Here is a 15,660-nt window from a genome sequence, read left to right as displayed (position 1 = left end):
CATAACAAATTACAAGTCGCAGCAGGCTTTTTGAGCGGTAAATTTAACAATCAGGACTGCTCACAAATCCTGCCAGCGATTGTGTAACAGGCCACTGACTGGCGTATCGGTATTTTTACTGGCCACCATGACTTTGAATTTTTCGCCCATTTCTTCAGGCAAGACCAACTGCTTCATTTCAGCCACCAATTGATAGTATTCCCGGTAGTCGGCATTGGGGTCGAGAAAATCCTGGATACCGGCATTCACCAGGAAATCCCCCTGAGTGCTGAAGCCATCGATACTGAATCCTGCATGTTGCAGGCCTTCTGCCACAGCGGTGAAGTCAACAAAGGCAGTGATGTCCTGCAAGCCGATGTCCTGATAAGGGTTGAAATTGGCCTGATGCCTGCGTTGACAAACCAGCGTGCCGGTATTTCTCTGCGGGTGATAATGGTGTGGCCGGCCATATCCATAATCAATGAAAAAAGCCCAGCCCCTGGTCAGGGAATTGGTGACTGAGTCAAGCCAGGCAGACAGGTTGGGCAGAAATTCAGACCGGTATCCATCACTCAAGCCAAGATTCATTTGCATCAACTGCTCTTCCATGGCCGTTGGGAACGCTTCCCAGCACTCCTCTAACTGACCTTGTTTCGAGGTCAGCATCAATCGCTGAAAACATGAATCTTCATATTTAAATACCTCTACTGGCAGGGCATCAATCACTTCATTGGCAAACACCAGGCCTTCAAATGGTTCAGCCGGTGGTGCATCCTGCCACACCACCAATGCCTGTAGTTCCGGCCCAAGCTGACTCACCTGTTGTTTTTGTACCTGCTTGAGATCGGCACTGACTTCAACAATCACGTATTGAGCAGGTAATTGGCCCAACGAATTCAACTCTTGTAAAACATCACAACAAAAGGCTCCTGTGCCGGCGCCCAGTTCCATTATCCGGGGTTGTTTCAGTGCGGCCAATAAGGGGGCAAAAACCCTGGCGTTGGTTTGAGCAAACAATGTTCCCAGCCCGGAGGCAGTGATGAAATCTCCTTCTTTGCCCAGTTTGTGCAGACCTGCGCTGTAATAGCCCAGGCCAGGCTCATACAAAGCCATGTTCATAAAGCGGGCAAAACTAATTCTGCCAGAATGTTTGATTTCTGCAGTGATTTTGTGTTGCAATGCTTGATTGATTTGTTGAAGCGTATCAGACATATATCGATGGACCCTGAAATCAACATTTGGTTGAATAAAAATCCCTTTACTGACAAAAAAAAGGCCAAAGCCCACTCGGATGCCATTTTACAACAGTTGTTGAAAAACACACTGAATAGTTCAACTGATCTGCAGTTGCATAAAAATCAACATGGCAAGCCTTATGTGGATGAGCCGGTGTACTTTTCCCACAGCAACAGCCAGCAACTGTACGCTTATGTGATCACCACGCGATGTGAAGTGGCCATTGATGTTGAGTGGCAGCAACCTGACCGACCATTGCTGGATCTGGCCCGGCGTTATTTTTCTGCGGCTGAATACCGGGATATTGAAGCCACTGAAAAGTCCGAGCAGGCCTTTTGTTTTTACCGCCACTGGACGCAAAAGGAAGCCTGGTGCAAACTTGAGGGTGGCAACCTGTGGACATACCTCAGCAAACAGCCGCCTTCAGATCAGTCGATTTACCTGCAAGAGGTCAATAACATCGATGGTTTTTCAGCCTGTGTGGCCAGTTCCTTGCCGTTCAGCCAGGTTCGCATCAACGCTTTGGGACATTTATGAAAAGCCCCTTGATTGTGGTTTTGTTATGTGTGTTGACGGCGGGGTGCCGGGTGAATCAGGAGACCATTCGCCAGGTCCAGCAGGTCATCGATGTTGAAAAAGGCACCACCCTTACCTGTGATCAGACAGACCCCACCCGCTGTGCATTGACTTCACCATTTGCGGCTTACTATCAATTGGCAGAACAGCGCCAGACCAATCATATGTTGTTGCTTGACCATGGCGAACAGTCACTGCTGGCGAGAATCCATCTGATCCGTTCAGCCAGAGAAAGTATTCAAATCCAGACATTCATTTGGGTGAATGATGAAGCCGGCCATTTGGTGCTGCGCGAGTTGTTGGCTGCAGCCCAAAGGGGGGTGAAGGTGGAAGTGATCATTGATCAGTTATTTTCTCTGGGTAACTCCTGGCTGATGACTGACCTGGCGACCCTGCATCAGAATTTGTCCATCAAGCTGTACAACCCGGTGTTCAGTGATGCCCATACCTCGCCTTTTGAGTTTTTCAGCGCCATGGCCTGTTGTATGGCCAGGCTGAATAAACGCATGCACAACAAAACCTTTGTGGTGGATAACAAATACGGCATCGTGGGTGGCAGAAATTATCAAAGCCGCTATTACGACTGGGACGAGGGGTTTAATTACAAAGACCGTGACGTGATGGCCATCGGCCCGGTGGTCAATGACATCACAAACTCTTTTGCCAGTTACTGGCAAAGCCCGCATGTGGTGCCAGCAGAACACCTGCGGGATGTCAGTGCCAAGATCCTTAATGGCATCAGGTCGGAATTTGACTGGAATCAGGCCATCCCTGAAAAAGGGATCAAACTGATTGAACAGGCAAAGGATCAGCAACACATCATAGAGACTTTTTTTGATGATGTGGTGACGGTAGAACGGGTTGAATACTTCAGTGACACCCATGACAAACCATTCAACCGCAAGACCCGCCAGGAAAACAAACAGCTGACGCAAAAAATACACCAGTATTTTGCTGACGCCCAACACCAGATATTGATTCAGACACCCTATCTGGTCTTCAGTCGCAAGGCCCGCAAGACCTTGAAAAAGTTGCGTCGCCAACATCCGGACCTTATGATCAGGGTTTCCACCAATTCGCTGGCTTCCACAGATGCTTATTATGTGTATGCCATATCCATGAAGTACAAGCGGTTTTATCTGAAAAAGCTTGATATGCAGATCTATGAGTTCAAGGACAAGCCAGGAATGAGTGATCAGTTGTTCAGCCAGACGCACATCAGCCCCTCGACACGCTTTGGGATGCATGGCAAATCATTTGTCATAGATGGTCACATTTCAATGATTGGCTCACATAATTTCGATCCCAGATCAGATGTGCTGAACACGGAATCAGGTTTCATAGTCTTCAGTGAGGAATTTGCCGATCGCTTAACCGAGAACATTGAAACAGACATGAAAGACGCCAACAGCTGGGTGGTGGCTGCCAAGGAGCAGATCCCATTTTTCAGTCACATCAGTGGTTTTATGGCCACCATTTCAAGAAAATTACCGATTTTTGACATCTGGCCATTTCGTTACTCAACCAGTTACCGATTGCGTCAGGGTCATGCGGAAGTACCGCCGGATCACCCTGATTTCTATAAAAATTATGAAGTAATTGGCAGTTTTCCAAATGTAAATTTGTCTTCAAAGCAAATTCAAACGATAATAATATCTGCTTTTGCTGGTTTTGCTGAACCAGTCATGTAACAGAGGACATTCATGAGACACCAAACCAAGATTATTCTGATCATCATCATCCTGGCCATGGTGGCCATTCCCTATTGGCGAATAAACAAGAACAGTACTTTTTTTGTTGAAGGTTTGATGGGACACCTCAGCCATCTTGGCGAGTGGAACAATCAGGGCGTGAGCACATCACTGAATGGTAAAATCACCACCCGCAACCTGTCGTTCACTCCCAAAGGGGCTCAACAGTCCATCAATATACAATCCATGCAGGTACACACGGACATCAAAAAGCTGTTGCTGAGTGGTTCCAGAGAATTGGTTAACAATGTGCCTGGTAGCAGCACCATGAGTCTGAAAAACATCACTTTTTCTGGTAATGCATCGGATTTTTCTGAAACCGTCAGAGGATCCGGATACTGGCCTATGGTGATGGGTTTTCTGGGTGCATTTGGTTGTGCCGATGGCAGCAACTTCACTTTCTCTGAACAACAATGGAAACAGCTGTTTCCCCAACAGCCCACGTTCAACATTGAAGTCACTTATTCTCTGATTGATGATTACCACATTGATTTTAACCTTAACATTGACAGCCTGAATAACTGGTACATAGTCTGGTCCGGAACGCTGACCAGGCGCAGTGATGTGCCCAGAATCACTTTTGATGATGCCATCATTGAAACCCTGTATTACTACCATGTTGATCAGGGCTTCAACAAAAGACGCAATGACATGTGTGCCAGCGCCAACAACAATTCTTTTGCTGCTTACCGGCTGAACAGTGCAGAACAGGTCCAAAAATACCTCAGGGTTTATGCAGAACAGGAAATGTCTCAGGTATTGAGTAATCAGTACCAGCGATCGCTGGCTGAGGACATTGAGTTGAATGCCATTTTTAAACTCAGGGAGCCCAAATTCCTCTATGAATTTGCTCACATTGATCAACAACAAATGTTGGCCATGTCTGACATTGAGGTGGCACTGGGTGAAAATGAATATCAGTCCATTGAATTGGATGACATCGATTTTCTGGAGTTGGACATGGAAACCCTGCGTGAAGAAATGGAAGCCAAGGACCGAGAAGCGGCGCGCAAGGAAGCTGAGGCCAACAAGCCCAGAGAGTTGCTGAAAACCATCAGAAGAACAATAGGGGGCACCAGTCAGAATGAACAATTTGTGGATAACTGGGAACAGGCCATTGGTCTTAACATCCGGGTGAAAACCAAACGCGGGCGCCCCATTTTTGGCAAACTGATCTCTATCAGCCCCACGCACCTGACCATTTCTACACGGTACATGCGGGGTAATGCCACCATCACGGTGGCCAACAAAGACGTCATATCAATGACCACCTCAAGTCGTTAGCGGGTTGTTTTGTGGATTTGACTGATCACTGGGCCAGTTCCATATGGTTCTGGCTGGTGTTGTTATTGGTGCTGATGACCGGATCATTGCTGGTGGGCTCAGTAACCACAAACATCAGTCAACTCTGGCAGCCTGACGCTCCTCAATTCGCTGTGGTTTGGGAGCTGCGCTTTCCCAGAGTCATCAATGCTGTGGTGGTTGGTGCCTGTTTATCGGTGGCTGGTTTATTGATACAGAACCTGGTAAAAAACCCCCTTGCTGACCCTTATTTGCTGGGCGTTTCCGGCGGCGCTGCGACGGTGCAGTTGCTGGTCATCATGATGGGGTTGAGTCTGTCACAGTCCTGGTTGTTTCTGTCTGGTTTTTTGGGCAGCCTGCTGGCCACAGTTTTGTTACTGAAGCTCAGTTACCTCGGAGAGCTCAGGCCCAATAAACTCACTTTAAACGGTGTGGTATTGGCTTTTGGATTTGCAGCTGTGATCAGTTTTGTGTTATCCACAGCTCAGGGCCAGCAAATCAAATCGATGATGTTTTGGTTGATGGGTGATTTATCTTTTGCCCGCCCCAGCTTGTTGATGGTGGTTCTTGGCTTCCTGGCATGTGTCTGGTTGTACCGTCATGCCCGTTCACTGGACGTTCTGGCCAGGGGGGATTTGTTCGCAGCGAAATCCGGTGTGGCGGTTAAAAAAATGAATTTGTGGGTTTTTGTGCTCACTGCCCTGCTCACTTCGATGGCTGTTGCTCAGGCGGGTACCATTGGTTTTGTGGGGTTGATCATACCTCACCTGGTGCGTATGCTGGTAGGCCATCGGCATCGCGATCTGATTCCCATGTGTCTGTTGGTGGGTGGTTGCTTTCTGTTGTTGGCTGACACCCTGGCACGAACCGTGCTGAGTCCGGTGCAATTGCCAGTGGGTGTGTTCACAGCGATCATTGGTGTTCCGGTGTTTTTATGGTTGAACAGGAAGGTCTGATGCTATGTACTGAACAATTGGTGCTCAGACAAGATGATCAGACGGTGATTAACCAGCTGAACTGCGCCTTTGGTCCGGGTGAATTCTGGGCCATCATCGGCCGCAATGGAGCGGGCAAAACAACCCTGCTACATGCCTTGGCAGGGGTACAAACAATCCAATCCGGAACAGTCGCGGTTGACGGTCAGCCATTGAATCAACTGGACCCGCTGTCGCGAGCCCGTAAGATCAGTTTGTTGTTGCAGGAACAGGAGGCTTCACTGACTGTATCGGTGACTGAAGCGGTTGCCATGGGGCGATACCCATGGCCCAGTACCCGCCAACAAGACCAGCAGTTGACTGATGAAATGATTCACCGGTGTGGTCTGGAAACGGTCCGGGATAAATCAATCCTGAAATTATCCGGTGGTGAACGACGAAAAGTTGAAATAGCCACCTGTCTGGCACAGCAATCCGACTATTTACTGTTGGATGAGCCACTGAACCACCTTGATCTGGTGCACCGCAGAAACATCATGCAGCTGTTCACAGAATACAGTCAGGATCATGCCGTGATCATGGTTTGCCATGACATTGAGGTGGTCAAAACCCATTGTTCTCACGTATTGATGATCCTCGAGAATGATTGTTATCTCAGTGGCAGTTCAGCTACAATGTTAACTGAACACAACCTGCAAAAGCTATTCAATGACAGCAACCAGCACGATTAAAAACAACCTCATGGCAACCATTGCCAAACAATGGTTGACAGCCAAAATAATTACGCAAAAAGAGTTTGCCAGGTTGTTGGAAAAATCGACCGTGACATCGGCTTCAGTTCATCCTTACATTGCCATCATTGACAACAAGTTAACCAATGTCAAAACCGGCAAACCCATCACCATGGAGTTTCTGACCCAGTGGGTGGCAAAAATGCATGACATGGATTACCTGAAAATTGACCCCACCAAAATCAATGTCAACCAGGTAACTCAGGTCATTTCACAGGCCTATGCCAGGCAGCATCAGATTTTGCCTGTCGAAGTGAATAAAAAAGAAATCATCATTGCTGTGGCCGATCCAAACAACAGTGTTTGGGTCAGCGACATCCAGAAAATTCACAAACAAAGCATCAGGCGGGTACATGCCAACCCTGTTGATATTCAACGGTTATTGTTCGAGTTTTACGGCGTTAATAAACAAGTACAAAGTGCCAAAAGAAGGCACAAGGGCAAAATTGCTGATCCCATACTTAACCTGGAACAACTGGTCAAGTTGGGTTCCAACAAGGACATCAATGCCGATGATCAGCATGTCATTGGCCTGGTTGACTGGTTGTTGCAATATGCTTTTGATCAGCGGGCCAGTGACATCCATCTGGAACCCAAGCGTGAAAATGGTCTGGTGAGATTCCGGATTGACGGCAAATTACTCAAGGTATACGACCTGCCACCTATGGTCATGGCCGCAGTGACCAGCCGGATAAAAATACTGTCACGCATCGATGTGGCTGAAAAACGCCGGCCACAGGATGGGCGGATTAAAACCCTTTCCCAGGGCAACCGGGAAATTGAACTCAGGGTATCTACCATGCCCACCACGTTTGGTGAAAAATGTGTCATGCGGATTTTTGATCCGGATGCCGTGGTGGTTAATTATCAGGACCTGGGTTTTTCGGCCACTGAAGCAGAGAGCTGGAAACAGTTAATCAACCGGCCGCACGGTATCGTATTGGTGACCGGACCCACAGGTTCAGGTAAAACCACAACACTGTATTCCACCCTGAAAAAACTGGCCACACCGGATGTCAACGTGTCCACAGTTGAAGATCCGATTGAGATGGTTGATCCGGTGTTGAACCAAATGCAGGTTAATCCCAAAATCGGACTGCAGTTTGCATCTGGTGTCAGAACCCTGATGAGACAAGATCCGGACATCATCATGATTGGTGAGATCCGTGATCTGGAAACAGCCCAAATGGCTGTCCAGGCATCACTGACCGGACACCTGGTTCTCTCCACCCTGCATACCAACGACGCACCATCGAGCATCAATCGATTGCTTGACCTGGGTGTGCCTGATTACCTGTTACGCAGCACCCTGGCCGGGGTTTTGGCACAGCGGTTGATTCGCTTGTTGTGTCCGCACTGTAAAAGTCCGGCAAAAGTCGATGCAGAAAAATGGGTTTCCATGGTTCATCCATTTGATATCCAGCCACCTGTGGAATTGTTTGAACCGGTGGGTTGTGATGAATGTCGCAACACTGGATACCATGGTCGGCAGGGTGTTTTCGAGATGATGCCCATCAGCAACGACATTCGTAAATTAATTAAAAATGATGTGCCCTCTGAAAAAGTCAGCGCCATGGCCTATCAGCAAGGTATGTTACCTTTACGCATTGCCATCGCCCAGTTACTCAAAGCCGGAACCACTTCGCTTGAGGAAGCCATGAGGCTGGCACCACCTGATTTTCACTGATCATGTTCGTCATCGTGCAGACCGGAGACCCCTTGCCTCTGGCCCAAAAATTTGGTTCTTTCGCGGATTGGTTCATCAGTGGCCTGCACATTGACCAACATGATGTGCTGGTGGTTGATGTGCATAAAAACCAGTCATTGCCACAAGCGCCGTTATCTGCGTTGAGCGGAGTTGTGATCACCGGATCAGCTTCAATGGTTACTGAACAGTCACAATGGATGAAGCAAACGCAGAATTGGCTGGAACAAGCCATCACAGCTGGTACAGCTGTTTTGGGCGTCTGTTTTGGTCATCAGTTACTGGCTGATCTGCTGGGTGGCCAGGTGGCTTTCAATCAGGCCGGCCGACACATGGGACTGGCCCGCTGTGAACTCACAGCGGCAGGTGTTGAAGACGATTTACTCGGCCCTCTGCAGCCACACATCAACACCCTGGTTTCACATCAACAGGTGGTCACCCAATTACCAGAGTCTGCAGTCAGGCTCGGGACGACGGCCGCAGACCTGAATCATGCGTTTCGATGGGGCGATCGCGTTTGGGGATTGCAGTTTCACCCGGAATGGAGGCCTGAAATCATGTCAGCGTACATCAATGAGCGTGCCACAGATCTGCGCCACGAGGGTTTCGACCCTGATGCCATGCAGCGGGATTTGCTGCCCTGCCATGAAGCCAGTTCTATACTCGCCAGGTTTGCTGAGCTGGCCAAAACCTTTCAGCGGGATTGATCAGGGTAGTTCTGCGTTGTGATAAACGTTTTGAACGTCGTCCAGTTCATCCAGCATACCGATGAATTTTTCAAAGTCAGGTACACTGTCTGCGCTTAACTGGGTGGTGGATTGGGGCACAAACTGAATCTCATCCACTTCAAACTCAATTTCACCAAGGCCGTCCAGCAAAGCTTGTTTGGCTTTGAAATACTCGGTATGTGGGGTAAACACCGTGACTTTACCGGCGTCAAATTCAATGTCGGTGACATCCACATCAGCTTCCATCAGAATTTCCAATGCAGTGTCTTCGTCCTCCCCCTCAAAAACCAGAATGGCGGCATGATCGAACATGTGCATCACTGTGCCCTGGGTGCCAATTTTACTGTCTGTTTTGGTGAAACACAGGCGCACATCTCCGAAAGTACGGTTGGGGTTGTCAGTCAGACAGTCCACAATCACCATGCAGCCACCAGGGCCGTAACCTTCGTATCTGGCGACCGCAAAGTCTTCACCACCCACGCCTTCAGATTTATCCAGAGCGTTTTTGATGACATGGGCAGGCACCTGGGCTTTTTTGGCACGGTCCAGTAAACTCCTCAGCGCCAGGTTGCCATCAGGATCGGAGCCTCCTGATTTGGCACACACATAAATCTCACGGCTGAATTTACTGTAAATCCTGGCATTGGCGTCCGATGTTTTGGCCATCGATTCTTTGCGGTTCTGATAAGCTCTTCCCATGGTGGTCTTTGCAATTGATGAAAGTCGCTATTTTACAACCAGTGGGCCGGAAAGCCAAACCACATGGTGGTTATTCATAAAGTCCCGGCAGCCCTTCGGATTTACTGGTTTGTGGTTGGGCTGGGACATAGCGCCCCTTGTTGATTGCTTGTGCCCAATTGAAAGGCTTCAGCTCGCCTTGCTGACGGTACAGGCTGAGCTGTAAATCAGTGAGGGCCTGACGCAAATCTTCATCTGCCAATTGGTGATCGATCTGACTGAGGTTGGTCACTGATTGATTGTTGCGGTGATTCCAGGTATCGACCAATGCCTGCTGGAGTTCCGTTGGATCCAGGCTTTTCAGGCGTTTCAGGTGTGCGGAACTGATTTGCGGCTCAGTCGTTGGTGTGTTGACCTGAGGAGCCGATTTCTTCTTGAACAGCAACACCAGGGTGATGGCCCATAACAGGGCCAGTGCATACGTGGTGTATTGCCAGATTGAATGGGCTGGGTTGCCTTCAGAGAGGGGTTCATTGACTGGTTCAGCCAGAGTAACAGGTGGTTTGTTAGGTTGAAAATTGAAAGCCTGGGGTGCCTCGTTCAATCCACCCGTTGCGGCTTCAATGTCCAGTTGACTCGCTGGAATGGTGGTCGTGCGTGGTTGTTGGTTGATGGTGTCATACCAAGCCAGTTCAAGGGCTGGTATGTCCAGTGGCCCCTCTGAGGTTGGAATGACTGCATATTTGATGACCTTGGTGGCAATCAACTGTTTGCCGTCAGTGCGGGTCATGGTGTCGGTTTTATCCTGGTACACTTTGGCGCCGTTCAGTGTAGGTATTTGCAGCTCAGGTAGTTGGGTTTCTGACAGGCCATGAGCTGCCAGGGTGATCGTTCTGGTAATGGGTTCGCCTACTTGATATGGCTTGTCCTGAGACCAGCTTTGGGTGAGGTTGAGCTGTTTGGCAGGAATCCAGTCCTGGCCAATAAAGGACTGCGGGATTTGTTTGATGTCAAGTTCCCGTATTTCTGAAACCTGGCGAATGGGGCGTCCCCGTTGAAACATCCCAAAAGAGCGGCGTGAATTATCGGTTACCTCGCCTTCAAAAACCAATGGGTTGAGCGTTAAGCGGCCACTGTTTTCGGCAAATATGGCGTATTTTCTTTCCAGTACCTGATAGGTTTTACCATCCCTTTGGGTGGTGTAATTGGCACCTTTGTTGATCTGCTGAACAATTACACCATCACCACCAGGTTCTGACAAGGCGCCATTTTTCAGAGCGATGGCGTACAAAAGGCGTACGGTCAGGATGATTTCTTCCTGCACAAAAGCACTTTCTTTATTGGTTTCGATTTCAATGAATATATCGCCTTTGGCCTGGGCGTTGGGGTCTGGTTTGTTGACCGTGATTTTAATCGGATCTGTGCGTTCACCATCGACCTCAATCGGTGGAATGATGTGACTTCCCATGGATTTGGGTACCAGCAGAACCTGCCACTGGGTCTGGGTGGACATTTCGCCATTGATGATCTGGGTGGATGATGATTTGCCAGTCTGACCCACATGAAACACCGCATCCAGTAGCGTAAAGTCGGGTTGAGTATTGGTGTTTTGGTCTGACGTGATGGTTAATGTCAATGATTCTCCAAAATACAGGGTTGGCCGATCAACAGCAGCTTTGATTTCTGCCTGTGCCTGACTGGAGAGTAGCCACATGAACAGCAGCAGCAAGCCGGTAAAAAACCGTTCTGCTGTCATGGAATCACCAGTCTTCAGTGGTTTGATTGTCATAGCTTTCACCGTCTTGATTTCGTTTGTGGTATTGGTATAAAAATTTTCTGCGTAATAAGCCGCCCGGATCATCTTTGATTCTTCTCAGCCATTGTTCCATGGCCTGTTTTTCTTCGGCATCGAGGGCCATTTCTTCAGGGGTTAACTCAATTTCTTCAGCAGGTTGTTCATTGCTTTGTTCAGCAGTCTGCTGTTGTTGATCAGCACTTTCTTCAGGAGATTCGCTGTCTCCTTCACTGGCTTCTGATTGCTGATCTTTTTGTGCCTGCTGTTGTTGTTCCTGTTGTTCCTGTTCGCTGCTTTGTTGCTGTTCCTGCGATTGTTGTTCTTCAGACTCACTGGACTCGCTGTCCTGGTTTTGCTGATCCTGATTTTGCTGTTGTTGCTGTTGCTGTTGCTGTTGCTCAAGTGCCTGCTCAACGATCTGTTTGTTGTATAGGGTGTCGGCATCTTCAGGGTCGAAAGTCAGGGCCTGGTTATAACTGTCGATGGCATCTTCCAGCTCACCGGCTTGAGCCAGGGCATTGCCCCGGTTGTAATGATCGGCCAGTGTTTGTCCCTGTTCTGGGTACAATTGTGTGGCAGTCTTGTAATCGCCTTTTTTATAGGCGGCAGCGGCTTTCAGATCGGTGCTTTGGGCTTGCGCATAGGCCTGTTCAGGCGATTTTTCCAATTGTCGGAATGCCTGTTGATCTTCATTCAGCCACAAGTCATCCCACGACCAGGCATGGACTTCAGGGGTGTTGAGCATAAAGCCCAGGCACAACACCATCAGCAGTCCACGCCGGTAGAGCAATGCCAGCATAGGAATGATCAACACAGCCAGCCAGGGACCGTCATCGATGAAGTTGGTGCCAGCGGTTTCTTCCTCATTGGTTTCATCACCCTGTTCGGCATCGGTGTCATAGAGGGTGTCCTCATTGATGCTGTTGGTTAATACACTGAATTGGCCCTGACCCACTTTGGCGGCTTGTTGCAGTTCATTGTAATTAACCTGCGGAATCACGATTTTACCCCTGAGGTCTTTGAGGAATCCCTGGGCAGTGGGTATTGGAGCGCCTTCAGCGGTCCCCACGGCCAATACATGGGTGGTAATTCCGGCAGTTTGCAGTTCAGCGATCCGGCCTTCGGTTTTAAACATTTCAATCTGGTCAGTCACCAGCAGAACCTGCCCTTTGGTGATACCTGACTGTTTGAGCAATTCTTCGGCTTTGTCCAGCGCGGCCACGGTGTTGGTTCCACTGGCAGGCATGATGCCCGGATCAATCACATCAAGTAAGGCGGTGATGGTCGCCGTATCATCAGTCAGTGGGGTGACCACAAAAGCATCACCTGAATACACCACCAAAGCCGTTTGCCCGTCCTGGCGGCCTTCCAGTAAATCCTGAATTTTAAATTTGGCTCTTTGTAATCTGGATGGCTTCAAGTCATCAGAGAGCATACTTTTTGACACATCCAGTGCAATGATCAGTGCTGACTGGTTTTTCAGCATGGGCAGTGGAACCTGTCGGATGGCTGGTCCGGCCAAGGCCAGAACCATCAGGGTAACCACCGGCCAGTACAGGCGGGTCCAGCGGGTGCTTTTTGTGGCACTTTGTATTTGCATGGCTTGCAACAACTCAGGATCACAGCTTTGTTGCCAGCCATCTTCACGGGTGGTGTTATGTAACCACATTTTCAGTAAGATCCAGGAGGGCAGCAACAAGGCCAGCCACCAGGGTCTGAGAAAATGAAATTCGGCCCATGCCCATTCTGCCATCATTGCCAGCGCCTCCAATAAAGGGTTAACAGCATGGTAACCAAGGCTGCCAGCAGTGGCCAGTAATACAATTCATCTGTTGGCCGGTAGAACTGTTCTTCTTCGGCCAGTGGTTCCAGTTCGTCAAGAATGGCATAGATCTGTTCCAGTTCACTGGTGTCTCTGGCCCGGAAATATTTCCCTTCGGTGATGGCAGCAATGCGTCGCAGGGAGGCCTCATCAAGGTCTGATGAAGGGTTGATCCTGCGTTGTCCGAAAAAGTTGTTGACCAGCAATTCGTCGGCTCCCACACCTATGGTATAAATTTTTAAGTCTTCTGCCCGTGCGAGCTCTGCAGCTTTGAGTGGTTCGATGGCCCCAGCGGTGTTTTGACCGTCCGTCAGGACAATGAGGATGCGGTTGTTGTTTTCTGTTTCCCGGGCCTTTTTGACCGCCAAACCAATGGAATCTCCGATGGCGGTTGATTTACCTGCCAGGCCAATGGCGGCTTCATAAAGCAGTGCTTTGACGGTTTTCCGGTCAAAAGTAAGGGGTGCCTGTAAATAGGCATTTTCACCAAACAGGATCAGGCCAATGCGGTCACCGGTGCGACGTTCAATGAAGTCACCGGCAACTTTTTTAACGGCGGTCAATCGGTCCACTGCCTGACCATTGATTTGCATGTCTTTTTGTTCCATGCTGCCTGATATGTCAATCGCCAGCATCAGATCCCTGCCCTCAATGGGCAAGGCAACGGGTTCGCCAATCCATTGAGGCCGGCTCACAGCCAACAGCAACAGTAACCAGGGCAACCAATTCATCCAGGAAGCATTTTGCCGCCGCTGCCGGTGGTTACCGGTGAACAAATCATCGAGAAAAGGCGCTTTGATTGTGGTGATACTGGCTTGCCTGACACGGGGGAGTAGGCGAATCAGTAAAGGCAAAGGCAGCAACCCAAAAATCCAGGGCCAGTAAAGATTAAACATGGCTGACCTCCGGAGCTTTTGCGCGTCCCGGGCGCATCACCTGGGTTTTGATCAATTGACGGGTCAAGGCCAGTAATTGTTGTTCGTCATATTCACAAGCGGACTGAAAAACTCCGCTGGTCAACGGCTGTGAATAGGCCTTGAATGGCTCACCCGGCAGATATTGATTGAGGGCATTGATCCAGCGATCGCCACTGGAGCTGACGGCTTGGTGATCATGCAGTTGGTGTTTCACAAAACGCCTCAGAAATACCGACAGTTGTTGTAACAGTTGTTGCTTGTCGTGGTGTTGGCGGTAGTTAAACTCAATGGTGGACAGCTGTTGGTTGATGGCTTGCCAGCGTCGTTTGCGGCGGCTGTAGCGGACCCACAGGATGCCCAGCCAGATCATCAGCAAGGCGAGCAATGCAAGCAATATCCACCAACCTGGAGCCAGTGGCCAAAAGCCGGGTTCGGCCGGTAATCGGATGTCGCGTAAAGGCAAGGTGGTTTGTTGTGGATCAGGCATTTGCATCAATTGTCTGCTCCCAGCCAGTGACTGAAGGCCAAATTGGGATTGCCCAGGCCATTCTTCAGGGTGTTAACCCAGGGGTCATTGGTTTGAACTGGAATGATGGGTACACCAGCCCTGATCACCTGTTCCTTGAGTTGGTCGAAATGTTGCTGCCTGTGTTGGCGCATTTTTTCCTGGGTGCGCTGCTGATGGGTGTCCAGCACCCTTGGCTGGCTGTTGGTCTGCACCCCGTATAGTGCCGGCAATGGCAGTTGGTTTTCGAATGGATCGCTGATTTTGATGCTCAGCAAGTCATTGTGTTTGCGCAGTTGTAACAAGTGCCTTTTGCAATCAGCTCCCAGGTCATACAAGTCGCTGATCAACACCACCAAAGAGCCAGGCCGAATGACCGTCCTGAGTTGCTGTAAAGCCTGATCAAGACTGTGTTGTTCGGTCCCCGGGTCATTGAATGCCTTGATCAGGTGAGCCATCATGGCCATCATGCCCCGCTTGCCGGCGGTGGCTTTGACGATGTGTACGCCGTTGTTGCCATAAGTCAACACGCCGATGCGATCACCCTGTTGTACCGATGACCAACCCAGCAGTGCAGCGACTTTGCTGGCAAGTACCGATTTGAACTGTGTGCGGGTGCCAAAATGCAGGCTGCTGTTGGTGTCAACCACCAGGTAAGTGGGCCTTTCCCGTTCTTCCTGAAAAAGTTTGGTGTGGGCATTACCGGTTCTGGCGGTGACCCGCCAATCCATATTCCGGATGTCGTCACCTGCCTGATAAATCCTTGATTCCTGGTAATCCATGCCTCGCCCGCGAAATCGTGAATCATGTAAGCCAGATATGGCTGAAGACGCTTTTTTAATGCTGGTGAGGTTGAATTGCCGGGCATGGTGGCGGGTTTCCACCATGGATTTGGCAGTGACCTGGGTGTTGGGGTTGTCTGTTTCTTTTACGACCATCG

14 protein-coding genes are annotated in these 15,660 nt (G+C 49.5%); 7 read left to right on the top strand and 7 right to left on the bottom strand.

Annotation, left to right across the window (positions count from 1 at the left end):
- Window positions 1–60: 60 nt before the first annotated feature.
- Complete coding sequence (locus B0475_RS09970; protein ID WP_157892847.1) at window positions 61–1,191, bottom strand: class I SAM-dependent methyltransferase; 1,131 nt, start codon at window positions 1,189–1,191, stop codon at window positions 61–63.
- A gap of 30 nt (window positions 1,192–1,221) precedes the next feature.
- Here B0475_RS09970 and B0475_RS09965 point away from each other — a divergent pair, with 30 nt between their 5' ends.
- From B0475_RS09965 to B0475_RS09935, 7 genes are read left to right on the top strand one after another with little or no spacing between them, the layout of a single operon-like run.
- The gene (locus tag B0475_RS09965; RefSeq protein ID WP_198538198.1) at window positions 1,222–1,752 is read left to right on the top strand and encodes a 4'-phosphopantetheinyl transferase family protein; all 531 of its coding nucleotides are present in this window, start codon (window positions 1,222–1,224) and stop codon (window positions 1,750–1,752) included.
- Window positions 1,749–3,482, top strand: a complete 1,734-nt coding sequence (locus B0475_RS09960; protein WP_077411671.1) for a phospholipase D-like domain-containing protein — start codon at window positions 1,749–1,751, stop codon at window positions 3,480–3,482. Before B0475_RS09965 ends, B0475_RS09960 begins: the two co-directional genes overlap by 4 nt.
- A gap of 12 nt (window positions 3,483–3,494) precedes the next feature.
- Entirely contained in the window at window positions 3,495–4,826 is a 1,332-nt protein-coding gene (locus B0475_RS09955; RefSeq protein ID WP_077411670.1) for a hypothetical protein, read from the top strand.
- A gap of 17 nt (window positions 4,827–4,843) precedes the next feature.
- A complete protein-coding gene (locus B0475_RS09950; protein ID WP_232781869.1) occupies window positions 4,844–5,800 on the top strand; it encodes a FecCD family ABC transporter permease in 957 nt (318 codons plus the stop codon).
- Window positions 5,779–6,510, top strand: a complete 732-nt coding sequence (locus B0475_RS09945) for an ABC transporter ATP-binding protein (protein WP_077411669.1) — start codon at window positions 5,779–5,781, stop codon at window positions 6,508–6,510. The genes B0475_RS09950 and B0475_RS09945 overlap by 22 nt, the downstream gene beginning before the upstream one ends.
- Window positions 6,488–8,257, top strand: a complete 1,770-nt coding sequence (locus B0475_RS09940) for a GspE/PulE family protein (RefSeq protein WP_077411668.1) — start codon at window positions 6,488–6,490, stop codon at window positions 8,255–8,257. Before B0475_RS09945 ends, B0475_RS09940 begins: the two co-directional genes overlap by 23 nt.
- A 2-nt stretch (window positions 8,258–8,259) precedes the next feature.
- Window positions 8,260–8,982, top strand: a complete 723-nt coding sequence (locus tag B0475_RS09935) for a glutamine amidotransferase (protein WP_077411667.1) — start codon at window positions 8,260–8,262, stop codon at window positions 8,980–8,982.
- Here the strand turns inward: B0475_RS09935 and B0475_RS09930 are convergent, their stop codons facing one another.
- From B0475_RS09930 to B0475_RS09905, 6 genes are all read right to left on the bottom strand, one after another.
- Entirely contained in the window at window positions 8,983–9,702 is a 720-nt protein-coding gene (locus B0475_RS09930) for a YebC/PmpR family DNA-binding transcriptional regulator (RefSeq protein WP_077411666.1), read from the bottom strand.
- Window positions 9,703–9,772: 70 nt separating this feature from the next.
- Entirely contained in the window at window positions 9,773–11,470 is a 1,698-nt protein-coding gene (locus B0475_RS09925; RefSeq protein ID WP_157892845.1) for a BatD family protein, read from the bottom strand.
- Window positions 11,442–13,232 (bottom strand): VWA domain-containing protein, encoded by a 1,791-nt coding sequence (locus B0475_RS09920; protein ID WP_077411664.1) that lies wholly within the window; start codon window positions 13,230–13,232, stop codon window positions 11,442–11,444. Before B0475_RS09920 ends, B0475_RS09925 begins: the two co-directional genes overlap by 29 nt.
- A complete protein-coding gene (locus B0475_RS09915) occupies window positions 13,229–14,194 on the bottom strand; it encodes a vWA domain-containing protein (protein WP_077411663.1) in 966 nt (321 codons plus the stop codon). The genes B0475_RS09920 and B0475_RS09915 overlap by 4 nt, the downstream gene beginning before the upstream one ends.
- Window positions 14,187–14,708 (bottom strand): DUF4381 domain-containing protein, encoded by a 522-nt coding sequence (locus tag B0475_RS09910; protein WP_077411662.1) that lies wholly within the window; start codon window positions 14,706–14,708, stop codon window positions 14,187–14,189. The genes B0475_RS09915 and B0475_RS09910 overlap by 8 nt, the downstream gene beginning before the upstream one ends.
- Complete coding sequence (locus B0475_RS09905; protein ID WP_077411661.1) at window positions 14,708–15,658, bottom strand: DUF58 domain-containing protein; 951 nt, start codon at window positions 15,656–15,658, stop codon at window positions 14,708–14,710. The genes B0475_RS09910 and B0475_RS09905 overlap by 1 nt, the downstream gene beginning before the upstream one ends.
- Between the last annotated feature and the right edge of the window lie 2 nt (window positions 15,659–15,660).

The organism is Marinicella sediminis, from assembly GCF_002000055.1.
GTDB classification, from domain to species: domain Bacteria; phylum Pseudomonadota; class Gammaproteobacteria; order Xanthomonadales; family Marinicellaceae; genus Marinicella; species Marinicella sediminis.
This window is presented reverse-complemented; position numbering and strand designations above follow the sequence as displayed.